Consider the following 23440-nt stretch of genomic DNA (forward strand, 5'->3'; position numbering starts at 1 on the left):
CACAGGGGTATGGCGGGGCTTGGGTAAGCGGATTCGATTATAGGAAGGTGGCTAACGATCGAACAAGTGGCCAAAGGCTTGCGATGGCTTTTGTGGCGAGGGGGCTTGCCCCCGTTCGGGCGCGCAGCGGCCGCAAAAAGGCTGGATGGAGGCTGTCAGGATAATTGCGGCGTCTGTGATTGGGACTGCTTCGCAGCCCAGCGGGAGCAAGCTCCCTCGCCACAGGGGAATGTGTCAGGGGTCAGATAACCACTGGAATTGAACTCGTGTGCCAGATCAGCACACGGGTAACCCGATTGTCTTCCGTCTCCAGAATCTCCAGCCGATAACGCCCGATCTTCAGGCACACCGCGCTGTCCGGAATCGTCTCCAGCGCCTCGGTCACCAGCCCGTTAAGGGTTTTCGGGCCGTCGCTGGGCAAGTGCCAGCCGAGGCTTTTGTTCAAGTCGCGTATCGACGCCGCACCATCGATCACCAGTCGGCCGTCGGCCTGCGGATGGATGTGCGGGTTGTCCAGGCTGTGCTGGCTTTCGAATTCGCCGACGATTTCTTCGAGAATGTCTTCCAGGGTGACGATGCCCAGCACTTCGCCGTACTCGTCGACCACCATGCCCAGGCGACGCTGCTGCTTGTGGAAGTTCAGCAGTTGCAGTTGCAGCGGGGTGCTTTCCGGCACGAAGTACGGATCGTGACACGCGGCCAGCAGCGCTTCGCGCGTCAGGTGGCCGTCGGGCAGCAGATGGCGGATCTGCCGGGTGTTGAGCACCGCTTCAACCTGATTGATGTCGCTGTGAAAAACCGGCAGGCGCGTACGCCGATTGGCGCGAAGCTGCTCGAGGATTTCTTCGATCGAGTCGTCGAGGTTGATCCCGTCGACGTCACTGCGCGGCACCAGAATGTCGTTGACTGTGATGTTGTCCAGCGCGTGGATGCCCGACACCGGGTGCGGGCGACAGACAGGGTGTTCAAGATCGTCGTACCGATCATTCTGCGTCTCGTCTTCGCTTTGCTGCACCACGTTGGCCTTGCGGGCAAACGGTCGCATCAGCAACTGGCTGATGCCATTGAGCAGCCAGGCGGCCGGGTAGATTATTTTCAGGGGGGCGCCCAGCAAGGTGTTTCCCAGGGACAGGATCGCATCAGGGTAGCGGGCGGCGAGGGTGCGCGGCAGGTAGTCGGCGAATACCAGCAGAACCACGCCAGCGCCAACGCAAGCCGCCCATGGACCATTTTCGACCCAGGTGAAAATCGCCAGCAAGGTGCTGATGACCACCACCAGCGCGCGGCACAGGGTGTTACAGAAAATCAGGCTGTTGAGTGGAAAACTCAGCTTCGCCACCGGCTTGTCGCTGGAGCGCGAGGCCGTGCGTTGGGCCAGCAAGTGCTGCCGCGCCGCCTCGATGGCGGTAAACAGCCCCGACCATAAAATCAACAGGGCCACTACTGCGAGCATCGGCCCTATGGGCAAGTCGTCCATTAATGCCGCCCGTCAGATGTGCAGGATGTATTCACGGACCAGCTTGCTGCCGAAATACGCGAGCATCAGCAGGCAGAAACCGGCGAGGGTCCAGCGAATGGCCTTGTGTCCGCGCCAGCCGAGGCGGTTACGACCCCAAAGCAACACGCTGAAGACGATCCAGGCCAGGCACGCCAGCAGGGTTTTGTGCACCAGGTGCTGGGCGAACAGGTTGTCGACGAACAGCCAGCCAGAGATCAGTGACAGCGACAACAGCGTCCAGCCGGCCCAGAGGAAACCAAACAACAGGCTTTCCATGGTTTGCAGCGGCGGGAAGTTCTTGATCAGCCCGGACGGGTGCTTGTGCTTGAGTTGATGGTCCTGAACCAGCAGCAGCAAGGCCTGGAACACCGCGATGGTGAACATGCCGTACGCGAGGATCGACAGCAGGATGTGCGCGAGGATGCCCGGCGCTTCGTCGATGATCTGCACCGTACCGGCCGGGGCGAACTGCGCCAGCAGCACGGTCGCGGCGCCCAGCGGGAACAGCAATATCAGCAGGTTTTCCACCGGGATCCGCGAGCAGGCCAGCAGGGTCAGGGCGATGACCGCGGCGGCGATCAGGCTGGCGGCACTGAAGAAGTCCAGGCCCAGGCCGATGGGCGTCAGCAGATGGGTGAACAGACTGGCGCTGTGAGCCAGCACGGCCAACACGCCGAGCGTGACCAGCAGGCGCTTGTTCGCCTTGGCGCCGGTGGCCAGGCGAGTGCCCTGATAGATGGTCGCAGCGGCATATAAGCAGGCGGCGGCGAGGGTAGTCAGCAAACTGGGTGACAAGGGGAGCATAAATCCTGTTAGGCAAGCCCGAAAGGCGCTGAGTTTGGCATAGAACCCACGCGGCACGAAAGTGCGAGGTGTCCGCCAGTCGCAGTCTTCGCTATAATCCGCGACCTGCCCACGCCGCAGGCTCGCCGAGCACATGTTGATTCCGGTCTGGGCCGCCATTATCCCGGTCTACACAGGGCCTGAAAGGATCGCGCAATGTTTGAAAACTTAACCGACCGTCTCTCGCAGACGCTGCGCCATGTCACCGGCAAGGCCAAGCTGACCGAGGACAACATCAAAGACACCCTGCGTGAAGTGCGCATGGCGTTGCTCGAAGCCGACGTCGCCTTGCCGGTCGTCAAAGACTTCGTCAATTCGGTCAAGGAGCGCGCCGTCGGCACCGAGGTGTCGCGCAGCCTGACGCCGGGCCAGGCCTTCGTGAAGATCGTCCAGGCCGAACTCGAAAGCCTGATGGGCGCGGCCAACGAAGACCTGAACCTGAGCGCCGTTCCGCCAGCCGTCGTGCTGATGGCCGGTTTGCAGGGCGCCGGTAAAACCACCACCGCCGGCAAACTGGCGCGCTTCCTTAAAGAGCGCAAGAAGAAATCGGTCATGGTCGTGTCCGCGGACGTCTACCGTCCGGCGGCGATCAAGCAGCTGGAAATGCTCGCGGGTGAAGTAGGCGTTACCTTCTTCCCGTCCGACCTGAGCCAGAAGCCGGTCGAGATCGCGCAAGCAGCTATTAAAGAAGCAAAGCTTAAGTTTATTGATGTGGTCATCGTCGATACCGCCGGTCGTCTGCACATCGACGAAGAGATGATGGGCGAGATCAAGGCGCTGCACGCCGCGATCAATCCGGTCGAAACGCTGTTCGTGGTTGACGCCATGACCGGCCAGGACGCCGCCAACACGGCCAAGGCCTTCGGCGATGCACTGCCGCTGACCGGTGTGATTTTGACCAAGGTCGACGGTGATGCTCGTGGCGGTGCCGCTCTCTCGGTTCGCGCCATCACCGGCAAGCCGATCAAGTTCATCGGTATGGGCGAGAAGAGCGAAGCGCTCGAACCGTTCCACCCTGAGCGTATCGCTTCGCGCATCCTCGGCATGGGCGACGTGCTCAGCCTGATCGAACAGGCCGAAGCGACCCTCGACAAGGACAAGGCCGACAAACTGGCCAAGAAGCTGAAGAAGGGCAAGGGCTTCGACCTCGAAGACTTCCGCGATCAGCTGCAACAGATGAAGAACATGGGCGGCCTTGGCGGCCTCATGGATAAACTGCCGAACATCGGCGGCGTGAACCTGGCGCAGATGGGCAACGCCCAAGGCGCGGCAGAGAAACAATTCAAGCAGATGGAAGCCATCATCAATTCCATGACCCCGGCCGAGCGCCGCGACCCTGAGCTGATCAGCGGTTCGCGCAAGCGCCGGATCGCCATGGGTTCCGGCACCCAGGTGCAGGACATCGGTCGCTTGATCAAGCAGCACAAGCAGATGCAGAAGATGATGAAGAAATTCTCCGCGAAAGGCGGAATGGCCAAAATGATGCGCGGCATGGGCGGTATGTTGCCCGGCGGCGGCATGCCGAAAATGTAAAGATTTCGCGCAAGGGCTTGCTCTTGCGCAGCCCACACGGAAGTGGGATCTCCAGCAAACCCGCACTTGGCGGGAGCTGACTGGCCGTTTTCAACGACGGCTCTATAGCAAATCTGGATGGCGTCCGATAGGCCGCCGGAAAAAGTCATTTGCAAAAGTCCGGATATTCCTTAGAATATGCGGCCTTTCGGGCACCTATGCCCGCTGTGCCTTTAGATTTGCAGCACCGACTACAGGAACGATGTTCACATGCTAACAATCCGTCTTGCCCTTGGCGGCTCCAAAAAGCGCCCGTTTTACCACTTGACCGTAACCGACAGCCGCAACCCGCGCGACGGTTCGCACAAGGAACAGGTTGGTTTCTTCAACCCTGTTGCTCGTGGTCAAGAAGTTCGTCTGTCCGTGAACCAAGAGCGCGTAGCCTACTGGCTGAGCGTTGGTGCACAACCTTCTGAGCGCGTTGCTCAGTTGTTGAAGGACGCTGCTAAGGCTGCGGCCTGAGCAATATGAGCGCGACGCCAGCTGTTGCTGATGATTTGATCGTTATTGGCAAGATTTATTCTGTTCATGGCGTTCGCGGCGAAGTGAAGGTTTATTCCTTTACTGATCCGACTGAAAACCTGTTGCAGTACAAAACCTGGACGCTCAAGCGCGAAGGCAATGTGAAACAGGTCGAGCTGGTCAGCGGACGTGGGAACGACAAGTTCCTGGTCGCAAAGCTCAAGGGTCTCGATGATCGTGAAGAAGCGCGTCTTCTGGCCGGTTATGAGATCTGCGTGCCGCGCAACCTGTTCCCTGAATTGACCGACGGCGAGTACTACTGGTACCAGCTGGAAGGTCTGAAGGTTATTGATCAACTCGGGCAATTGCTCGGGAAAATCGATCATCTTCTGGAAACCGGCGCCAATGATGTAATGGTGGTCAAGCCTTGCGCTGGCAGCCTGGATGATCGCGAACGCCTGTTGCCCTATACGGAGCAATGCGTGTTGGCCGTCGACCTGGCGGCAGGCGAGATGAAGGTGGATTGGGACGCGGACTTCTAAACGTGGCTAACTTGCGCGTAGAAGTGATCAGTTTGTTTCCCGAGATGTTCTCCGCCATCAGCGAGTACGGCATCACCAGTCGGGCGGTGAAACAGGGGCTCTTGCAGCTCACCTGTTGGAATCCGCGAGACTACACGACGGATCGACATCACACTGTGGATGATCGCCCATTTGGCGGTGGTCCGGGCATGGTGATGAAGATCAAGCCCCTGGAAGATGCTCTGGTTCAGGCCAAGGCAGCAGCCGGGGAGGCGGCGAAGGTGATTTACCTGTCCCCCCAAGGCCGTCAACTGACTCAGTCGGCGGTACGCGAGTTGGCGAATCTGGATGCATTGATCCTGATTGCCGGCCGCTATGAAGGCATTGACGAGCGTTTTATTGATGCTCATGTCGATGAAGAGTGGTCGATTGGCGACTATGTACTGTCTGGCGGCGAGCTGCCGGCGATGGTCCTGATCGATGCGGTTACACGACTGCTGCCTGGAGCTTTAGGGCATGCGGACTCCGCCGAGGAAGATTCCTTTACGGATGGTTTGCTGGATTGCCCGCACTACACCCGACCGGAGGTGTATGCGGATCAGCGTGTTCCCGACGTATTGCTAAGTGGCAATCACGCGCACATCCGGCGTTGGCGTTTACAGCAGTCCCTTGGTAGGACCTTTGAACGACGCGCCGATCTTCTGGAAAGCCGCTCGCTTTCTGGAGAAGAGAAGAAGCTGCTCGAGGAATACATCCGCGAGCGGGACGATAGTTAACAACGTATCGATGGTAGATCCGACGATTTACCTTAGGAGCACAGCATGACTAACAAAATCATCCTTGCACTCGAAGCAGAGCAGATGACCAAAGAGATCCCTACCTTTGCCCCGGGCGACACCATTGTCGTTCAGGTGAAAGTGAAGGAAGGCGACCGTTCGCGTCTGCAAGCGTTCGAAGGTGTTGTTATCGCCAAGCGTAACCGCGGCGTAAACAGTGCTTTCACCGTTCGTAAAATCTCCAACGGTGTTGGCGTAGAGCGTACTTTCCAGACCTACAGCCCGCAAATCGACAGCATGGCCGTTAAACGTCGCGGTGACGTACGTAAAGCCAAGCTGTACTACCTGCGTGACCTGTCCGGTAAAGCAGCTCGCATCAAGGAAAAACTGGCTTAAGTCCAGCTTCCGATGCAGAAAAAAGCAGCCTACGGGCTGCTTTTTTGTTGCCTGCGATTTATCGTCACTTGCCGTACTGTCGGTCTTGCCTGAGCCTATATGCCCGCCATCGATCATCCTTTGATAGACCAGTTTCTCGACGCGCTATGGCTGGAGAAAGGTCTCTCCGATAACACCCGCGATGCCTATCGCAGTGACTTGGCCCTGTTCAACGGCTGGCTGCAGGAGAAAGGGCTGGAGTTGATCAACGCCGGTCGCGATTTGATCCTCGATCACTTGGCCTGGCGCCTGGAGCAGAACTACAAACCCCGTTCCACTGCGAGATTTCTCTCGGGAGTTCGCGGCTTTTATCGCTATCTGCTGCGGGAAAAGTTGATCGCGGTCGATCCGACGTTACGCGTCGATATGCCTCAACTCGGTAGGCCGTTGCCCAAATCTCTGTCGGAAGCAGACGTAGAAGCGTTGTTGAAGGCGCCGGATTTGAGCGAAGCGATTGGCCAGCGAGACCGCGCCATGCTTGAAGTGCTGTACGCCTGCGGCCTGCGGGTGACGGAGCTTATCAGCCTGACGCTGGAGCAGGTCAATCTGCGCCAGGGCGTGCTGCGAGTGATGGGCAAGGGCAGCAAGGAGCGACTGGTGCCGATGGGCGAGGAGGCGATTGTCTGGGTCGAGCGCTACATGCGCGACGCCCGTGGCGAACTGCTCGGTGGGCGTCCGAGCGATGTACTGTTTCCCAGCCAGCGCGGCGAGCAGATGACGCGTCAGACCTTCTGGCACCGGATCAAGCATCAGGCCAAAGTCGCCGGGATCGGTAAATCGCTGTCACCGCACACTTTGCGCCATGCCTTCGCTACGCATTTGCTCAACCACGGCGCCGATTTGCGGGTAGTGCAGATGTTGCTCGGCCACAGCGACCTGTCGACCACCCAGATATACACCCATGTTGCTCGGGCGCGCTTGCAGGATCTGCACGCCAAACATCACCCGCGCGGCTAGCGATTCCTTAATGGATAAACTTTGGCCTCTGTGGCGAGGGAGCTTGCTCCCGCTGGGTCGCGCAGCGGCCCCCAGCCCAGGCTGCACTGCCCGGATTAACCATTTGCGACTGCTGCGCAGCCGAGCGGGAGCAAGCTCCCTCGCCACAGTGAGTATTGCCAGAGGTGCATCGTGTTTTGTCTTGCGACAGGCGCATTCGGCCCCGCGGGCCTTATGTGGTAGGCTTTGCCGGTTTGCACGATGGGCGGTTATGACCCGGTGTTTCGGCACGGGCGTTCTGGTCGTCCCATTTGTCCGCCTTCAGGAGTTCTCATGCGTCTGACCCAGATTTTCGCCGCCGCAGCCATTGCGTTGGTCAGCACCTTTGCCGTCGCCGATGACGCGGCCGACAAAGCCATTCGTAAAAGCCTGGAAAACCTCCAGCTCGAAGTGCCGGTAGAAAGTATCACCGCCAGCCCGTTGCCTGGCCTGTACGAAGTCAAGCTCAAGGGCAGTCGCGTTCTGTACGCCAGTGCCGACGGCCAGTACGTGGTTCAGGGCTACATGTTCCAGCTCAAGGACGGCAAACCGGTCAACCTGACCGAGAAGGCCGAACGCCTGGGCATTTCCAAGCTGGTCAACGAGATTCCGGTCGCGGAAACCGTGGTTTACCCGGCCATCGGCGAAACCAAATCGCACATCACTGTGTTTACCGACACCACGTGCCCGTATTGCCACAAACTGCACGCCGAAGTGCCTGAGCTGAACAAGCGCGGCATCGAAGTGCGTTACGTCGCTTTCCCGCGCCAGGGTCTGGGCTCGCCGGGTGACGAACAGCTGCAAGCGGTCTGGTGCTCGAAAGACAAGAAAGCGGCCATGGACAAAATGGTCGATGGCAAGGAAATCAAGGCCGCCAAGTGCGATAACCCGGTTTCCAAGCAGTTCGCCCTCGGTCAGTCGATCGGCGTGAACGGCACACCGGCCATCGTTTTGGCCGACGGTCAGGTCATTCCGGGCTACCAGCCTGCGCCACAAGTCGCCAAACTGGCGCTGGGCGCGAAGTAAATTCGCATCGTCACGGCTAGCCTTTGACGATCATGGTCCGGTGGCAACATTTACCGGGCCATTAATAGAGAGCCGCGAGCATGCGGCTGTTTTCACGGCCGGCCTTGAGTCGGCCGTTTCATGGGGAGTTCACAGTGAAACCGGTCAAAGTAGGCATCTGTGGGTTAGGGACCGTCGGTGGCGGTACCTTCAACGTACTTCAGCGCAACGCCGAGGAAATTGCTCGTCGTGCCGGGCGTGGAATCGAAGTGGCACAAATTGCCATGCGCACGCCAAAGCCTCAGTTCCAAACGACCGGTATTGCGATTACCAACGATGTCTTCGAAGTGGCCACGAACCCTGAGATCGACATCGTTATAGAGCTGATGGGCGGCTACACCGTTGCCCGCGAGCTGGTACTCAAGGCCATCGAGAATGGCAAGCATGTGGTCACCGCGAACAAGGCGCTTATTGCCGTTCACGGTAATGAAATTTTTGCCAAGGCTCGCGAGAAAGGCGTGATCGTGGCGTTCGAAGCGGCTGTGGCCGGTGGCATTCCGGTGATCAAGGCGATCCGTGAAGGCCTGTCGGCCAACCGCATCAACTGGGTCGCCGGCATCATCAACGGCACCGGCAACTTCATCCTCACCGAAATGCGCGAGAAGGGTCGCACCTTCGAAGACGTACTCGCCGAGGCGCAAGCCCTGGGTTACGCCGAAGCCGATCCGACCTTCGACGTTGAAGGCATCGACGCGGCCCACAAGCTGACGATCCTGGCCTCCATCGCGTTCGGCATCCCGCTGCAATTCGACAAGGCTTATACCGAAGGCATCACCAAGCTGACCACGGCTGACGTGAACTACGCCGAAGCGCTGGGCTATCGCATCAAGCACCTGGGCGTGGCGCGCAGCACCGCGGCTGGCATCGAGTTGCGCGTGCACCCGACGCTGATCCCGGCCGATCGCCTGATCGCCAACGTCAACGGCGTGATGAACGCTGTGATGGTCAACGGTGACGCTGCCGGTTCGACCCTGTTCTACGGCGCCGGCGCCGGCATGGAGCCGACCGCATCGTCGGTGATCGCCGACCTGGTGGACGTGGTTCGCGCCATGACCTCCGATCCGGAAAACCGCGTGCCGCATCTGGCCTTCCAGCCGGATTCGCTGTCGGCGCATCCGATCCTGCCGATCGAAGCCTGCGAAAGCGCCTACTACCTGCGCATTCAGGCCAAGGACCATCCGGGCGTGCTGGCTCAGGTCGCGAGCATCCTGTCGGAGCGCGGCATCAACATCGAATCGATCATGCAGAAAGAAGTCGAAGAGCATGACGGTCTGGTGCCGATGATCCTGCTGACTCACCGTGTGCTGGAACAGCACATGAACGACGCGATCGCCGCCCTCGAAGCCCTGACAGGCGTGGTCGGTCCGGTCGTACGGATCCGCGTCGAGCACCTGAACTAAGCCGTTATCGTTCACCGGGCCTGCGTGCGGGCCCGGGTTTGCGAACACTGTCTATTGGAGCCAGTCATGCGTTATATCAGTACCCGCGGCCAGGCACCGGCCCTGAATTTCGAAGACGTCCTGCTGGCCGGTCTCGCCACCGACGGCGGTCTGTACGTCCCGGAAAACCTGCCACGTTTCACTCAGGAAGAAATCGCTTCCTGGGCCGGCCTGCCGTATCACGAGCTGGCCTTCCGGGTGATGCGCCCGTTCGTCACCGGCAGCATCCCGGATGCCGATTTCAAAAAGATTCTGGAAGAGACTTACGGCGTGTTCTCGCACAACGCCGTTGCGCCGCTGCGTCAGTTGAACGGCAACGAATGGGTGCTGGAGCTGTTCCACGGCCCGACCCTGGCGTTCAAGGACTTCGCCCTGCAATTGCTCGGTCGCTTGCTCGACTACGTGTTGGAAAAACGCGGTGAGCGCGTAGTGATTGTCGGCGCCACCTCCGGCGACACCGGTTCGGCCGCCATCGAAGGCTGCAAGCACTGCGAAAACGTCGACATCTTCATCCTGCACCCGCACAACCGCGTGTCCGAAGTGCAGCGTCGCCAGATGACCACCATCTTCGGCGAGAACATTCACAACATTGCCATCGAAGGCAACTTCGATGACTGCCAGGAAATGGTCAAGGCGAGCTTCGCCGACCAGAGCTTCCTCAAGGGCACGCGCCTGGTGGCGGTGAACTCGATCAACTGGGCGCGGATCATGGCCCAGATCGTTTACTACTTCCACGCAGCCCTGCAGCTGGGCGGCCCGGCGCGTTCGGTGTCGTTCTCGGTGCCGACCGGCAACTTCGGCGACATCTTCGCCGGTTACCTGGCGCGCAACATGGGCCTGCCGATCAACCAGTTGATCGTCGCCACCAACCGCAACGACATCCTGCACCGCTTCATGAGCGGCAACCAGTACGTCAAGGAAACTCTGCACGCCACGCTGTCGCCGTCGATGGACATCATGGTGTCGTCGAACTTCGAGCGTCTGCTGTTCGACCTGCACGGTCGTAACGGTGCGGCGATTGCCGGGCTGATGGATTCGTTCAAGCAGGGCGGTGGTTTCAGCGTTGAACAGGAGCGTTGGACCGAAGCGCGTAAGCTGTTCGATTCGCTGGCGGTGGATGATGCGCAAACTTGCGAGACCATTGCTGAAGTGTATGAGCAGACTGGCGAAGTGCTGGATCCGCACACGGCTATTGGCGTGAAGGCTGCTCGTGAATGCCGTCGTAGTTTGGATATTCCGATGGTGATCCTGGGCACAGCGCACCCGGTTAAATTCCCGGATGCGGTGGAGAAGGCTGGCGTCGGTAAGGCGCTGGAATTGCCTGTGCATTTGGCTGATCTGTTTGAGCGGGATGAGCGTTGCACTGTGTTGCCGAATGATCTGAAGGCTGTTCAGGCGTTTGTCAGTCAGCATGGCAATCACGGTAAGCCGCTGTAACGGATTGGCTTTGTACATATCCGTTTCTGCGGTAACGGCGGCTATTGGTTCCGCCCTTACGGCGGGTCACTTTGGAAAAGCCCCAAAGTAACCAAAGGGCTCTTGCCCCTTTCGTTCGGTGGCGAGCCATAGCGAGGCACCGTACGTCAGGGGCGCAGGCGCTTGGTTACTTGGCGCTCTTCCAAGTAACCCGCCGTAAGGGCGGAACCAATACCAGCCGTTACCGAAGAAACGGATATTCACCCAATCCCAATCCCAATCCCCACTGCCCACATACACAAACCTGTCATCTCCCCCATGCATGCTCCATCAACCAGAGACGCCGACGCGTCTGCAACTTGAATCCAGAACTTTCTTCTCGGGCCGGTGGTCACTTATTGTGGACACGCCCCAGGCACTTCGTTTTCGGACTATTGAGTGGTGATCGAGATGGAAAGTATCAGTCTATTGCTCGGTGAGGCTCTGAGCCCGTACCAGGTGACGTTGACCCCGTCGGGCACCCACGGCGAATGCCTGGTGACACTGAAGAGCTCGACCGGCGCTATCGTGGTCGAACGGGAATTCAATCAGGCTCAGTTGACCGACAAACGTCTGCTCACGGATGTAGTCGACGGGTTGCACCGCGATCTGATGATTGCCGAAGGACGCCTGGAACCCTGCGTTATCGCGGCGTTGCGCAATGCGGCACAGGACAAGGTCCTGGGCCGGAGGTAAGTGAATTATTTTTTATGGGAACCTTCTTGGTTCAAGGTCAGTCAGAGCATGTAACAGCAGGATCAAGCATTGTGCTCCGGTGCTTGTAGTTCTGCTGCCACTGGTCTTTTTGTAGACCACGTTTAACCCCGAGTCGTCTCCCCACTTCTCGGGGTTTCTTTTTGCCCGCGATTTGTCATTGCTGCGCCTGTTGCTCAAAAAACGCCCTGGTTTCCTTCAGGTAGTCGGTGCGGCGTGCCGGATCCAGCCAGTCTGCATACAGCGAATCCAGGTGTTCGCGGGACAGGTTGCGCAGCAGTTGGTTGATCTCGCTGATCGCCTGCCGGCCCTGAGGCGTATTCGAACAACCGATGTGTCCGGACAGGTACTTGCCGGTGCCCTTGACCGGATAAAACTCCAACTGGTCGTCAGTGATGAGTTTTTGACTGGCCTGATAGCGGATCTCTGGCCAGTAACCCAAGACCACCTGCAATCTGCCCAGGCGCTGCATATGCAGCAGGCTGCCAAGGGCATCGTTGCCGTAATGAGGCGTCAGAGCGCCTTCCGGTGCCTGCCGCAGAAGGGTGTCGACCACTTCACCGTAACTGCGCTCGGCAACCACGCCAACTTTATTCCTGCCGCTTTTCAGCAGCGCCGCCAGATCGACTTCTCCTTCAATCAGAAAAGGTTCCAGCACCGATCGATCTTCCTGCCGGGCGACGAGGCCATTGCTGACAGCGCGGAACGCTGGAACAGAAAATGAAATCCACTGTTCGCGCTCCTTGGTCTTGAGCAACGAGGGGTCGCAGGTGAGCGATTCTTCGTGGAGCATTTGCAGGGCGCGTGCCCGGTTCACCCGCATCAGCGTGTGCTGGTATTGCGGCATACCGGCGATCAGCTGCGGCAGCATTTGATCAATGATCCCCTGACCTTTTTTCGGCCCCTCGAGGATCATCGTGGGGGGTAGATCTCGCAGCAACCAGATCAGCGTTTCCTTCGGTTGCGCCCAGGCTGTCGATACCAGCCCTGCCAATAGCGCGAAAGCCGCCGCTGCCCGCCAGACGCGGGAGTGGTGGATTGCTGTTGAAAGCAGGCGCTTCAGCTTAGATGGCCCCGTCTTCACGCAGCTTTGCGATCTGTTCCTTGTCATAGCCAAGATCGTTGAGTACCTGCGCATTGTGTTCGCCCAACTGCGGCCCGACCCATTCCGAACTGCCGGGTGTCTCTGAGAGTTTCGGCACGATTCCCGGCATCTTGAAATCTTTGCCGTCCGGCAGCTTCGCCTTCAGGAACATTTCCCGCGCCAGGTACTGCGGATCATTGAACATGTCTTCGGCGCTGAAGATCCGGCTGGCGGGCACGTCGGCCTGATTCAGCTGCTCGATGATGGCGTCCAGCGGCAGCGAATTGACCCAGCGATCAATCACCCCATAAATCTCGTCGCGACGGCTGTCACGTCCGTCGTTGCTGGCCAGGGCCGGGTCATTGGCCAGGTCTTCACGGCCGATGATCAGCATGAAGCGTTTGAAAATCGCATCGCCATTGGCGCCGATCTGCACATGTTTGCCGTCAGCGCTGGTGTGGATCGAGGAGGGCGTGATGCCCGGCATGATGTTGCCGGTGCGTTCACGAATGAAGCCGAACACGTCGAACTCCGGGACCATGCTTTCCATCATGGCGAAGATCGCTTCGTACAGCGCCACATCCACCACTTGACCCAGACCGCCGTTGACCTCGCGATGACGCAAGGCCATCAGCGCACCGATCACCCCCCAGAGCGCCGCAATTGAATCGCCGATGGAAATCCCGGTGCGCACCGGTGGCCGGTCCTCGAAACCGGTGATGTAGCGCAGACCGCCCATGGATTCACCGACGGCGCCAAAGCCCGGCTGATCCTTCATCGGCCCGGTCTGGCCGAACCCCGAGAGACGCACCATCACCAGTTTCGGGTTCAGTGCGTGCAAGACTTCCCAGCCCAGGCCGAGCTTTTCCAGCACGCCGGGGCGAAAATTCTCGATCAGGATGTCCGCTTCACCGAGCAGCTTTTTCAGGATCGCCAGGCCGTCCGGGTGTTTCAGGTTCAGGGTCAGGGACTTCTTGTTACGCGCCTGAACGAACCACCACAACGAAGTGCCTTCATACAATTTTCGCCATTTGCGCAACGGATCACCACCGTCGGGGGACTCGATCTTGATCACTTCGGCGCCGAATTCGCCGCAGATACGCGAGGCAAACGGCCCGGCGATCAAGGTGCCCAATTCAATGACTTTCAGACCTGAGAGTGGTTTGGCGGTGAACGGCATACTGGATCCTGTAGGACAAAGGCTTGGCTTATAGAGCGTTTTAGCACAGCCCGCTGTCAGTCGCTCAAGGTTGATGGCCGCGAAGCCTGCAGCATCGGTTAGACTTGCCGCCTTTCCACGTATCAAGAAGCCCGTTCATGGCCCAGCCGTCCACGACCTACAAGTTTGAACTGAACCTCACCGACCTCGACCGCAGCGTTTACGAGACGGTAAAGCAGACCATCGCCCGTCACCCTTCGGAAACCGAAGAGCGCATGACCGTGCGGCTGCTGGCCTACGCCTTCTGGTACAACGAGCAGCTGTCGTTTGGCCGTGGTCTGTCAGACGTGGATGAACCCGCCCTGTGGGAAAAGAGCCTGGACGACCGCGTCCTGCACTGGATTGAAGTCGGCCAGCCAGACGCCGATCGCCTGACGTGGTGCTCGCGCCGCACCGAGCGCACCAGCCTGCTGGCCTACGGCAGCCTGCGTGTCTGGGAAACCAAGGTGATCCCGGCGATCAAGAACCTGAAAAACGTACACATCGCTGCTGTGCCGCAGGAAGTCCTGGAAACCTTGGCCAAAGACATGCCGCGCGTTATCAAGTGGGACGTGATGATCAGCGAAGGGACGATTTTCGTCACCGACGACCGTGGTCAGCATGAAGTCCAGTTGCAGTGGCTGAGCGGCGAACGCGGCTGATTTTTCACTGCGTCATTCGGTTTTATCCTACGTATTCAAGAGAAGCACCTGTCACCCCATGCGCATCGAACCTCGCCTGTTGCCCGACACCCTGCCATTCCTCGGTGATCTGCCGCCGCTGCTGACCCGCCTGTATGCGGCGCGGGGCGTGCTGTCCGAGGCTGAACTGGACAAGAGCCTGGCGCGGCTGATTCCGTTCCAGCAGCTCAAAGGCATTGATGCCGCGGTGGATTTGCTGGTGACAGCCCTGGAGCAGCGGCAGCGGATTCTGATCGTCGGCGACTTCGACGCTGACGGCGCGACGGCCAGTACCGTAGGCATGTTGGGCCTGCGCCTGTTGGGCGCGGCGCATGTCGACTATCTGGTGCCGAACCGTTTCGAGTACGGCTACGGCCTGACACCGGAAATCGTCGAAGTGGCGCTGACCCGTACGCCGCAGCTGCTGATCACCGTGGACAACGGCATCTCCAGCGTTGAAGGTGTGGCGGCGGCGAAAAAGGCGGGTCTCAGCGTGTTGGTCACAGACCACCACTTGCCCGGCGACGAACTGCCGTTGGCCGATGCCATCGTCAATCCCAACCAGCCGGGTTGCGGGTTTCCGAGCAAGGCTCTGGCCGGCGTCGGGGTGATTTTCTACGTGCTGATGGCATTGCGCGCGCGTTTGCGCAGCCTCGGCTGGTACGAGAGCAAACCGCAGCCGAACATCGGTGAGTTGCTGGATCTGGTGGCGCTGGGCAGCGTTGCCGACGTGGTGCCGCTGGATGCCAACAACCGGATTCTCGTGCACCAGGGCCTGGAGCGAATCCGCGCCGGACGTGCGCGGCCGGGGATCAAGGCAATTCTCGAAGTCGCCAAGCGCGACCACACGCGTATTACCTCAACCGACCTCGGGTTCATCGTCGGCCCGCGCCTGAACGCGGCAGGGCGGCTGGATGACATGAGCCTGGGCATCGAATGCCTGCTCACCGAAGATGCCGGACTCGCCCGGGAAATGGCCGTTCAGCTCGACGGCATGAACCAGGACCGCAAATCCATCGAGCAAGGCATGCAGCGCGAGGCGCTGGCTCAGCTCAAGGACTTGCCGGTGGAATCGATGCCGTTCGGCCTGTGCCTCTTCGATCCCGAGTGGCACCAGGGCGTCATCGGAATCCTCGCCTCACGTATGAAAGAGCGTTATTTCCGTCCGACGATTGCCTTTGCCGACGCGGGCGATGGCATGCTCAAGGGCTCGGGACGTTCGGTTCAGGGTTTTCATATTCGCGACGCCTTGAGCGTGGTGGCGGCGCAGCATCCAAACCTGATCAGCAAGTACGGCGGCCACGCCATGGCGGCAGGTTTGACCTTGCCGGAAGCGAATTTTCCGTTATTCGCTGAAGCCTTTGACGCTGAAGTGCGTAGGCAATTGCGCGAAGAAGACCTGACCGGGCGCTTGCTGTCGGACGGGACGTTGGCGGTCGAGGAGTTTCACCTCGAACTGGCCCGTGCACTGCGGCATGCCGGTCCTTGGGGGCAACACTTCCCGGAGCCGTTGTTCCATGGCGTATTCCAGTTGGTCGAACAGCGGGTTGTTGGCGAACGGCACCTGAAAGTAGTGCTGAGAAGCGAATGTGGCTCGGTGAAACTGGACGGCATCGCGTTTGGTATTGACCGCGATATCTGGCCGAACCCGACGATCAAATGGGTGGAATTGGCTTATAAACTCGACCTTAACGAGTTTCGCGGGAATGAAACCGTTCAGTTGATGATTGCTCACATCGAACCGCGTTAGGCCCATTCGCGGGCAAGCCTCGCTCCTACGGGATCACCTATACCTGTAGGAGCGAGGCTTGCCCGCGAAAGCGATTTCGCTGACGCTGAATCTCTCGGAACCCTCCCTCATCCCCCATTGTCGACTAGGCTCTAAGCACTGCTTGATAATCCTTGTGACGTCTTGTCAATTTTTTGCCCGCGGGGGCGGGTGCTGCACCTTTTTCCTGTCACTCGTCGACTTTTCAAACAGAACCCTGGAGCCTGCCCACTGAGACGAGAGGTGCCCCATGAGTCTGCTGCTTGAACCCTATACCCTTCGCCAATTGACCCTGCTCAACCGCATCGCCGTATCGCCGATGTGCCAGTATTCCAGCGTCGATGGCCTGGCCAATGACTGGCACCTTGTCCACCTTGGCAGCCGTGCTGTTGGCGGCGCCGGTCTGATTTTTACCGAAGCCACCGCCGTCACCGCCGATGGACGCATCACCGCCGAAGACCTCGGCTTGTGGAATGACGAACAGATCGAACCGCTGCAACGCATCACTCGCTTCATCGCCGCCCAAGGCGCCGTCGCCGGCATTCAGTTGGCCCACGCCGGGCGCAAGGCCAGCACCCATCGGCCGTGGATTGGCAAGCACGGTAGCGTCAAACCGGGAGACGGCGGCTGGACACCCGTCGGCCCTTCGCCGATTGCGTTCGATCCGCAACACACACCACCGAGGCAGCTCGATGAGGGCCAGATCGCCGAGGTTGTCCAGGCTTTCGTTGACTCAGCGAAACGCGCGCTGACCGCCGGTTTCAAAGTCGTCGAAGTTCACGCCGCCCACGGTTACCTGCTGCACCAGTTTCTGTCACCCCTGAGCAATCAGCGGCGCGATCAATACGGCGGTTCGTTCGAGAATCGAATTCGGCTGGTGCTGCAAGTCACCGAAGCGGTGCGCGCGGTGTGGCCAGAGGAGTTGCCGGTGTTCGTGCGCGTGTCGGCCACCGATTGGGTCGAGGACGGCTGGAACCCTGATGAAACCGTGGAGCTGGCGCGACGCCTCAAAGACTTGGGCGTCGACCTGATTGACGTTTCTTCGGGCGGCACGGCGGCCAACGCGGAAATTCCTACAGGTCCCGGTTATCAAACCCGCTTCGCCGAACGTGTGCGCAAGGAGTCAGGCATTGCGACCGGCACGGTAGGAATGATCACCGAACCGGCGCAGGCCGAGCACATTCTGCGCACCTGTCAGGCCGACATCATCTTTCTCGCCCGTGAGTTGTTGCGCGATCCATATTGGCCGTTGCATGCCGATGACGACCTGGGAGGGAACAAGGCGATCTGGCCGGCGCAGTATCAGCGCGCGACGCATCGGGATCAGCCAATTCATGAGTCGGATTTGCGTGACTGAGTGATGCGCTAAAAGCAAAAAGCCCCGGTCGATGTGATCGGGGCTTTTGTGTTTCCGGGCGGGGAGGTTTGTTGTTTGTCAGGCCGCTTTCGCGAGCAAGCTCAGCTCCTACAGGGGCGTGTCGAGCTCATCATTCTCGTTCGACACAAACCTGTGGGAGCGGGCTTGCCCGCGATGAGGCCAGCCCATTCAACCCTTTACTATCAGGTGTACTTACGCTTCTCCGGCGCAGGCGGGAAGTACTGATACAACCAGGTCTCGCTCAACGTCCGATCATTGGTGCGGATGAACAACCGCAGTTCCACCGGTGCGACGCTGTCATTGGTCGGGAACCAGTCAAACGTAATCCGGTAGCCCTTGATGTCATCCAGCACCAGTACGTTGAAGTCTTTCACCTCACCGTTGGAGCACGTCACCACCGGCTCAATGCCCGTGCCTTCAGGCAAGCGGTCCAGACCGCCGCCAGTGAAGTCCACGGCAAAGCGGCGTGCCCAGACCTCCGGGTAATGCTCGCCCGGCGCCCAGCCCTCGGTGAAGCCGCCCATGCCCGAACGAGTCGCGGCGACCCGCGCCAGTGGCGTGCCGACCGGCGGCAAAGCGCTCCAGTACAGCTTGTAGCCGTAGTTCAGGGAATCGCCCGCCGCGACCGGTTTTTTCGGGGTCCAGAACGCGACAATGTTATCCAGGGTTTCGCCGGTCGTAGGAATTTCCAACAGATCGATAGAGCCTTCGCCCCACGCGGTTGTAGGTTCGACCCACAGGCTTGGACGTTTGCTGTACCAGTCGACCGTGTCCTGATAATTGGCGAATTCGTGATCGGTCTGCACCAGGCCGAAACCTTTCGGGTCGGTGTCGGCGAACGCGTTGAATTGCAGGGTGGCCGGATTGTTCAGTGGACGGCAGATCCACTCACCATTGCCACGCCACATCGCCAGGCGATCCGAGTCATGGATCTGCGGGTGAATGGTGTCGCACATGCGCCGCTCGTGGGTGCCGCAGCTGAACATGCTGGTCATCGGCGCAATGCCGAGTTGCTCGATGGCGGTGCGCGCGTTGATGTGGGCATCGACAGCCATGACGACCTGACTGGCCTGGCAATCGATGTCGAAACGGTAGGCCCCGGTCGCGCTCGGCGAATCCAGCAGGGCATACACCACGAAACGGGTGCTGTCCTTGTCCGGGGTCTCAAACCAGAACTTGGTAAAGTCCGGGAATTCCTCACGCTTCTTGGCGTAGGTATCGACCGCCAGACCGCGGGCCGACAGACCGTACTGGCCCGTGGCGTCTACCGCGCGGAAATAACTGGCGCCGAGGAATGACAACACGTCATGCCGGTCCAGCTCAGGCGCCTTGAACAGCTTGAACCCGGAAAAACCCAGGTCGCCCGTGAGCTGCTTGGTGTCGACCGTGGTGTTTTCATAGTTGAACAGCGAAGGGCGGAAATGCACCTCCCGCGCCTGACGCGTCTTGGGGTCGACGCTGTACATGCGCACCGGCTGCTTGAAACCCATGCCGACGTGGAAAAACTGCACATCCAGCTGGCCCTTCAAATCCTTCCACAGGGAATGATTGGCGTCGTAGCGGATCGCGTTGAAATTTTGTGGGGTCATGGTCGCCAGTGTCGGCGGCAGCACCTGCTTGGTGTCCTGATAGCGGTTGCCGGCAAGCTGCCTGGCCTGGATTTTCAGGGCTTCGAAGTCGAAGGCCTGAGCCTCGCCATCAGCCGTGCCATTACCGGCCCAGGCCCGCGCGGCCAACAGGCCGGTGGCGGACAAGCCGGTGTAGGCAGCGATGGCCATGGATGCTTTGAGCAAATTCCTGCGATGCATAAGTACAACCTGTCGTGAACAATCCCGTGCCGTTCCTGGCACGTGCTGGATCAGAAATGGAGGTTCGGACATGCCTTCGGCCAAACGCAACGGACTTTAAACAGATGCCAAATAGCTTAAACCGTTCGGTCGCAGAGCAAAAATGATTGATGGCGTGGCGATAGCATCGCAATGAAACAAGACGTTTCGGTTAACGTTTCCTACAGAGATTTCTGATTTATAGGGCGTTTCTGCTTTTTTCGACTAATTACTCTAAAAACCGCTTTTCAGCGCCCGGATAGTTTCTATTCTATGGGCATGACCGGTTTCTGCCCTCAGGCCGGTGGGATTCAGTTGGCACAAGGAAGCGGCTGAAAAAAGGAAGGGCGATGCGGTATCTGAAGTTTTCTTGACGTAGAGAGGGACATCGTCCATGTCGAAAGTACAAGGCATCACCGAAATGTTGGGAATCTTCCCTTGCCTGGGCATCGGGCGGCGAAGGCGTCGGCTTAATTCCGAAGAGTTGAAGCTGGTGGAGCGGTATCGCGAGTTGTCGGAGAGTGACCGGATCGCGATGCGGTATCTGGTGGATGCGATGCGGAGTGTTTCGCGGTTTTGACGGTGATGGTTACCGTGAAAGCCATTTGGCTTCCACGGTGGCCAGGCTGATCAGTTTGCCCGCTTCAGCGTCGGCGATACCGAGTTGAATGGCTTGGTAATGATCCGCGAGGTTTTCCTGCTTGATGGCCTGTTGCAGATGGTTTTCTGCAACAGCGCTGTCACTTGGGATCACTTCGGCAATGCTTTGGCGGGTGATGCGCAGTTGATCCATGGTTGGATCGCTCATTCGGGAGGTTTGAAAAGTTGCACCAAAATCAAAGGGGTGGATCGTAAGGTCTACCCCTTTTTTTCTTGCTGCTTTCACTGGTTTGAAAACCCACTCGACTGTCAGCGTGGGCACGGTCCCCTGTAGGAGCCAGCTTGCTGGCGATGGTCGTTAACGATAACGCGTGGTGCTGCCTGATTCAACGCAGCGCCCTCGAGTCCATCGCCAGCAAGCTGGCTCCTACAAGTATTGCTTCAGCTACAGGTGCCCATGATCGGAAACGGTCGTTGCGCCTGCACCAGATCCGGCATGTCCCGCCACTTGATCCACGCCGAATCCTGCCAGTGCAACAGCGGCACCGAGAGCCCGCCCCATTGCAACGAACTCAGGCTCGGAATGTTTTCGACAGTTGCCGCGTTTGATTCTCGCAGCGCAGGTACGACTTCATTACTCAACCATTGCCGCAGGTTGCGGTTTTCCGGAACGAAATGATGGACCAGCAATGCGTACATTCCAGACTCGCTGACCATCAGCGACTCGACTGTTCTGCCGTTCTTCAGCAGCCAGACATACCTGCGTTGATCGGGATCGAGTTTTTGGGTGAGTCGCTGGTCAAGCGGGCGGCCCATCAGACGTCCCAGGTCGTGGACGCAGAACCAGGCTTGGTTGGCTTGGATGATGGCGTGGAGGAAGCGGTTGTGGCGGGGGAATATGGTTGGGGTGAAGTAGGAGGCGGGTGCGTTTTTTGTGTGCTCTGACATGACTTGAATTCCGATTTGAAATGGAAAGTCACCACCAACCCTTCGACAAGTTGGGTGGCGAACCGAGTGGCGTTCGAAGTCGGGACACTTCCAGGTCAAAACGGAAAGCCGAAAGGCCCGCGCCACACGGCCCGCCATAAAGCAGAACTGGAGGTAGAAAAGCATCCACAGTTCTATGGGGGCACGTAAGCACCGTTCTGACATTTCCCGGCTTCGACTCCGGATCGCTGATTTTGCAGCGACGGGACAAAGCCTATCGGTCAGGCGCTCGCGGCGACAAGTCTACTCTGGCGACGCTTGTCGTAGGAATCAGAGTCGTTTCAGGAAGGCTCGATCTGTAGGAATTTCCTGTTTTTGCACATAGAGCAGAAAACTGGAAACTGAGGAGCAGCTTTTCCGCTATTTTTTGAATCCATTGAGTCTGCGCACAAGGAACCGATCAATGACTGACGATTGCCACGCGAAACCTGAGGCCTATGCCCTCGATCGCTTCGAGGCAGTGCGGGGGAAAGCTGACATCAAAGGGCGTACGGATGAATTGATGGCTGAGTTGCGGGGAGACGGAAGATGTCGTCTGACGGATAAAACTTGCCCCGGGAACTCAGATGATCCCGGGGCAATTCTACTTAGTGACTAACCTTCCACGCATCCCCAGCCGGTGCCGTCCCATGGTCATACGGCTTGGCAATCCACATGTAAACCAACCCCAACCCAATCACGATCGCCGTGCTCAGCACCATCGCATAGTTGATGTACCACGCCGCATCCGGTGTGCGCGGCCAGGCCATGTTGATGATGGCGCCGACGCCGTACACCAGCGCGCCGATATTCACCGGCCAACCCCATGCACCGAGGGTGAATTTGCCGCTCGGTTTCCAACCTTTCAGGCGCGCATAGAGCGCCGCGAGCACGATCATCTGGAACGCGAGGTAGATGCCAATCGCCGCGAAGCTGACGATGGTGGCCACCGCGTCTTGCAAGAAGAATCCCAGAATGATGATCAGTGCCGGCAGGACGCCGGAGACGAACAGCGCGGCAACCGGAACCTGGGTTGTAGGGGAAATCTTTTTCAGCAGTGAGCTGCCGATGACCATTTCATCCCGAGCGTAGGAATACAGCAGACGACTCGCCGCCGCTTGCAGGCTGATGACGCAGGAGATGAAGGAAATCATCACCACGCCCATCACCACTTTCGAACCGACCGGGCCGAAAGCGTTGTTGAGGATGGTGGTGACCGGGTCTTTGTCGGTGCCGTTGATCACGGCTTGCATGTCCGGCACAGCGAGGATCAGCGCCAGGCAGGCGAACATCGCCGAGATGCCGCCGATGTAGATGGTCATGCGCATGGCCACCGGGATCTGCTTGCTCGGGTTCGGGGTTTCTTCGGCCACATCGCCGCAGGCTTCGAAGCCGTAGTACAGGAACATCCCCGCCAGCGAGGCGGTGAGGAAGGCCGGCAGGTAAGAGCCGTTGATGCTGATGTCGAAGGTGTTGAACAGCACGCTGATCGGTTGATGGCGTTCAAAAATCAGCAGGTAAACGCCGACGATCACCGCGCCGACCAGTTCGCAGAGGAAGCCGAACATGGCGATCCGCGCCAGCACTTTGGTGCCGCTGAGGTTGACCAGTGTCGCAAACAGCGTCAGCACCAGGGCGATGACGATGTTGGTGTTGTTGCTCGGTTCGAAGCCCATCATTGCGGCCAGGTAAGGCCCGGCACCGACGGCGACGGCGGCGATGGTGACGCACAGGGCGATGGAGTAGATCCAGCCGACCATCCACGCCCAGCGCTTGCCCACCAGGCGGCGCGCCCATGGGTAGACGCCACCGGAAATCGGGAACTGCGAGACCACTTCGCCGAAGATCAGGCACACGAGTAATTGGCCGCAACCGACCAGCAAATAGGCCCAGAACATCGGTGGACCACCGGCGGCCAGGCAGAGGCCGAAGAGGGTATAAACCCCTACGACCGGGGAGAGGTAAGTGAAGCCAAGGGCGAAGTTTTCCCACAGGCTCATGCTGCGGTTGAAGTTGGAGGTGTAACCCAGCTTGCGGAGTTGCTCGGCATCGCTGTCGGCAGCGGCTGCGGAGAGTTCGGGGATTGCGCTCATGGTGTGTTAGCTCCGGAAAATCGGCAGATTTCGGATGTCCGAAACCGTGGCGGGGCCTTGGCGGCGCTGCCCGGATCGGTGGTTATTGTTTT

The 23440-nt window shown here is 59.1% G+C and carries 22 protein-coding genes; 14 read left to right on the forward strand and 8 right to left on the reverse strand.

From position 1 onward, the window contains the following. Nucleotides 1-241: 241 nt before the first annotated feature. On the reverse strand, nucleotides 242-1477 hold the full coding sequence (locus KJF94_RS02160; protein WP_214380862.1) for a transporter associated domain-containing protein: 1236 nt from the start codon (nucleotides 1475-1477) through the stop codon (nucleotides 242-244). A 12-nt stretch (nucleotides 1478-1489) separates the two neighbouring features. Further along, entirely contained in the window at nucleotides 1490-2302 is an 813-nt protein-coding gene (locus KJF94_RS02165; protein WP_214380863.1) for a cytochrome C assembly family protein, read from the reverse strand. A gap of 195 nt (nucleotides 2303-2497) precedes the next feature. On the opposite strand from KJF94_RS02165, the gene ffh reads away from it, so the two are divergent. The 10 genes from ffh (at nucleotide 2498) to KJF94_RS02215 (ending at nucleotide 11737) form a co-directional block, all read left to right on the forward strand. Continuing rightward, nucleotides 2498-3874, forward strand: coding sequence for a signal recognition particle protein (ffh, locus tag KJF94_RS02170; RefSeq protein WP_017340267.1), 1377 nt, complete (start codon nucleotides 2498-2500; stop codon nucleotides 3872-3874). 249 nt (nucleotides 3875-4123) lie between these two features. Then, nucleotides 4124-4375, forward strand: coding sequence for a 30S ribosomal protein S16 (gene rpsP, locus KJF94_RS02175; RefSeq protein WP_007944872.1), 252 nt, complete (start codon nucleotides 4124-4126; stop codon nucleotides 4373-4375). Between the two features lie 5 nt (nucleotides 4376-4380). Beyond that, nucleotides 4381-4917, forward strand: coding sequence for a ribosome maturation factor RimM (gene rimM, locus KJF94_RS02180; protein ID WP_214380865.1), 537 nt, complete (start codon nucleotides 4381-4383; stop codon nucleotides 4915-4917). Nucleotides 4918-4919: 2 nt separating this feature from the next. Then, nucleotides 4920-5672, forward strand: coding sequence for a tRNA (guanosine(37)-N1)-methyltransferase TrmD (gene trmD / locus KJF94_RS02185; protein WP_007897583.1), 753 nt, complete (start codon nucleotides 4920-4922; stop codon nucleotides 5670-5672). A gap of 45 nt (nucleotides 5673-5717) precedes the next feature. After that, the gene (rplS, locus tag KJF94_RS02190) at nucleotides 5718-6068 is read left to right on the forward strand and encodes a 50S ribosomal protein L19 (protein WP_003175895.1); all 351 of its coding nucleotides are present in this window, start codon (nucleotides 5718-5720) and stop codon (nucleotides 6066-6068) included. 99 nt (nucleotides 6069-6167) lie between these two features. Next, nucleotides 6168-7064, forward strand: coding sequence for a site-specific tyrosine recombinase XerD (xerD, locus tag KJF94_RS02195; RefSeq protein WP_214380867.1), 897 nt, complete (start codon nucleotides 6168-6170; stop codon nucleotides 7062-7064). A gap of 312 nt (nucleotides 7065-7376) precedes the next feature. Further along, on the forward strand, nucleotides 7377-8108 hold the full coding sequence (dsbC, locus tag KJF94_RS02200) for a bifunctional protein-disulfide isomerase/oxidoreductase DsbC (RefSeq protein ID WP_214380869.1): 732 nt from the start codon (nucleotides 7377-7379) through the stop codon (nucleotides 8106-8108). Between the two features lie 134 nt (nucleotides 8109-8242). Then, on the forward strand, nucleotides 8243-9547 hold the full coding sequence (locus KJF94_RS02205) for a homoserine dehydrogenase (RefSeq protein WP_027924910.1): 1305 nt from the start codon (nucleotides 8243-8245) through the stop codon (nucleotides 9545-9547). 66 nt (nucleotides 9548-9613) lie between these two features. Further along, a complete protein-coding gene (gene thrC / locus KJF94_RS02210) occupies nucleotides 9614-11023 on the forward strand; it encodes a threonine synthase (protein WP_214380871.1) in 1410 nt (469 codons plus the stop codon). Between the two features lie 429 nt (nucleotides 11024-11452). Further along, nucleotides 11453-11737: a DUF3509 domain-containing protein gene (locus tag KJF94_RS02215; RefSeq protein WP_214380872.1), complete on the forward strand. Its 285-nt coding sequence runs from the start codon at nucleotides 11453-11455 to the stop codon at nucleotides 11735-11737. A gap of 175 nt (nucleotides 11738-11912) precedes the next feature. On the opposite strand, the gene KJF94_RS02220 is transcribed toward KJF94_RS02215, so the two are convergent. Together KJF94_RS02220 and KJF94_RS02225 are read right to left on the reverse strand one after the other, a co-directional pair. Then, nucleotides 11913-12839, reverse strand: a complete 927-nt coding sequence (locus tag KJF94_RS02220) for a TIGR02285 family protein (RefSeq protein WP_375379879.1) — start codon at nucleotides 12837-12839, stop codon at nucleotides 11913-11915. Further along, nucleotides 12820-14019, reverse strand: coding sequence for a CaiB/BaiF CoA transferase family protein (locus tag KJF94_RS02225; protein ID WP_214380874.1), 1200 nt, complete (start codon nucleotides 14017-14019; stop codon nucleotides 12820-12822). The genes KJF94_RS02220 and KJF94_RS02225 overlap by 20 nt, the downstream gene beginning before the upstream one ends. Before the next feature lie 137 nt (nucleotides 14020-14156). Between KJF94_RS02225 and KJF94_RS02230 the strand changes: the two genes are divergently transcribed. The 3 genes from KJF94_RS02230 to KJF94_RS02240 all read left to right on the forward strand — a co-directional run bounded on the left by KJF94_RS02230 (nucleotide 14157) and on the right by KJF94_RS02240 (nucleotide 17842). Continuing rightward, nucleotides 14157-14699, forward strand: coding sequence for a YaeQ family protein (locus KJF94_RS02230; protein WP_007944886.1), 543 nt, complete (start codon nucleotides 14157-14159; stop codon nucleotides 14697-14699). A 58-nt stretch (nucleotides 14700-14757) separates the two neighbouring features. Then, nucleotides 14758-16467 (forward strand): single-stranded-DNA-specific exonuclease RecJ, encoded by a 1710-nt coding sequence (gene recJ / locus KJF94_RS02235; RefSeq protein ID WP_214380876.1) that lies wholly within the window; start codon nucleotides 14758-14760, stop codon nucleotides 16465-16467. 268 nt (nucleotides 16468-16735) lie between these two features. After that, entirely contained in the window at nucleotides 16736-17842 is a 1107-nt protein-coding gene (locus tag KJF94_RS02240) for an NADH:flavin oxidoreductase/NADH oxidase (RefSeq protein ID WP_214380877.1), read from the forward strand. Between the two features lie 203 nt (nucleotides 17843-18045). On the opposite strand, the gene KJF94_RS02245 is transcribed toward KJF94_RS02240, so the two are convergent. Beyond that, nucleotides 18046-19671, reverse strand: a complete 1626-nt coding sequence (locus KJF94_RS02245; protein ID WP_214380879.1) for a glucan biosynthesis protein D — start codon at nucleotides 19669-19671, stop codon at nucleotides 18046-18048. A 412-nt stretch (nucleotides 19672-20083) separates the two neighbouring features. Here KJF94_RS02245 and KJF94_RS02250 point away from each other — a divergent pair, with 412 nt between their 5' ends. Beyond that, nucleotides 20084-20269 carry a hypothetical protein gene (locus tag KJF94_RS02250; protein WP_017340256.1) on the forward strand — a complete coding sequence of 62 codons (186 nt, stop codon included), beginning with the start codon at nucleotides 20084-20086 and terminating at the stop codon, nucleotides 20267-20269. Between the two features lie 9 nt (nucleotides 20270-20278). Here KJF94_RS02250 and KJF94_RS02255 read toward each other — a convergent pair whose 3' ends face one another. The 3 genes from KJF94_RS02255 to KJF94_RS02265 form a co-directional block, all read right to left on the reverse strand. Further along, entirely contained in the window at nucleotides 20279-20611 is a 333-nt protein-coding gene (locus KJF94_RS02255; RefSeq protein WP_214380881.1) for a hypothetical protein, read from the reverse strand. 119 nt (nucleotides 20612-20730) lie between these two features. Then, on the reverse strand, nucleotides 20731-21237 hold the full coding sequence (locus KJF94_RS02260) for a BRO-N domain-containing protein (protein ID WP_214384700.1): 507 nt from the start codon (nucleotides 21235-21237) through the stop codon (nucleotides 20731-20733). Between the two features lie 626 nt (nucleotides 21238-21863). After that, the gene (locus KJF94_RS02265; RefSeq protein WP_214380883.1) at nucleotides 21864-23348 is read right to left on the reverse strand and encodes an APC family permease; all 1485 of its coding nucleotides are present in this window, start codon (nucleotides 23346-23348) and stop codon (nucleotides 21864-21866) included. Between the last annotated feature and the right edge of the window lie 92 nt (nucleotides 23349-23440).

Source organism: Pseudomonas hormoni, assembly GCF_018502625.1.
Lineage (GTDB): Bacteria > Pseudomonadota > Gammaproteobacteria > Pseudomonadales > Pseudomonadaceae > Aquipseudomonas > Aquipseudomonas hormoni.

What these genes read in the sequence shown, in the direction of transcription:
- KJF94_RS02160 (WP_214380862.1), bottom strand. Translation starts at nt 1,477, where the DNA reads ATGGACGACTTGCCCATAGGGCCGATGCTCGCAGTAGTGGCCCTGTTG.
- KJF94_RS02165 (WP_214380863.1), bottom strand. Translation starts at nt 2,302, where the DNA reads ATGCTCCCCTTGTCACCCAGTTTGCTGACTACCCTCGCCGCCGCCTGC.
- ffh (WP_017340267.1), top strand. Translation starts at nt 2,498, where the DNA reads ATGTTTGAAAACTTAACCGACCGTCTCTCGCAGACGCTGCGCCATGTC.
- rpsP (WP_007944872.1), top strand. Translation starts at nt 4,124, where the DNA reads ATGCTAACAATCCGTCTTGCCCTTGGCGGCTCCAAAAAGCGCCCGTTT.
- rimM (WP_214380865.1), top strand. Translation starts at nt 4,381, where the DNA reads ATGAGCGCGACGCCAGCTGTTGCTGATGATTTGATCGTTATTGGCAAG.
- rplS (WP_003175895.1), top strand. Translation starts at nt 5,718, where the DNA reads ATGACTAACAAAATCATCCTTGCACTCGAAGCAGAGCAGATGACCAAA.
- xerD (WP_214380867.1), top strand. Translation starts at nt 6,168, where the DNA reads ATGCCCGCCATCGATCATCCTTTGATAGACCAGTTTCTCGACGCGCTA.
- dsbC (WP_214380869.1), top strand. Translation starts at nt 7,377, where the DNA reads ATGCGTCTGACCCAGATTTTCGCCGCCGCAGCCATTGCGTTGGTCAGC.
- thrC (WP_214380871.1), top strand. Translation starts at nt 9,614, where the DNA reads ATGCGTTATATCAGTACCCGCGGCCAGGCACCGGCCCTGAATTTCGAA.
- KJF94_RS02215 (WP_214380872.1), top strand. Translation starts at nt 11,453, where the DNA reads ATGGAAAGTATCAGTCTATTGCTCGGTGAGGCTCTGAGCCCGTACCAG.
- KJF94_RS02225 (WP_214380874.1), bottom strand. Translation starts at nt 14,019, where the DNA reads ATGCCGTTCACCGCCAAACCACTCTCAGGTCTGAAAGTCATTGAATTG.
- KJF94_RS02230 (WP_007944886.1), top strand. Translation starts at nt 14,157, where the DNA reads ATGGCCCAGCCGTCCACGACCTACAAGTTTGAACTGAACCTCACCGAC.
- recJ (WP_214380876.1), top strand. Translation starts at nt 14,758, where the DNA reads ATGCGCATCGAACCTCGCCTGTTGCCCGACACCCTGCCATTCCTCGGT.
- KJF94_RS02240 (WP_214380877.1), top strand. Translation starts at nt 16,736, where the DNA reads ATGAGTCTGCTGCTTGAACCCTATACCCTTCGCCAATTGACCCTGCTC.
- KJF94_RS02245 (WP_214380879.1), bottom strand. Translation starts at nt 19,671, where the DNA reads ATGCATCGCAGGAATTTGCTCAAAGCATCCATGGCCATCGCTGCCTAC.
- KJF94_RS02250 (WP_017340256.1), top strand. Translation starts at nt 20,084, where the DNA reads ATGTCGAAAGTACAAGGCATCACCGAAATGTTGGGAATCTTCCCTTGC.
- KJF94_RS02260 (WP_214384700.1), bottom strand. Translation starts at nt 21,237, where the DNA reads ATGTCAGAGCACACAAAAAACGCACCCGCCTCCTACTTCACCCCAACC.
- KJF94_RS02265 (WP_214380883.1), bottom strand. Translation starts at nt 23,348, where the DNA reads ATGAGCGCAATCCCCGAACTCTCCGCAGCCGCTGCCGACAGCGATGCC.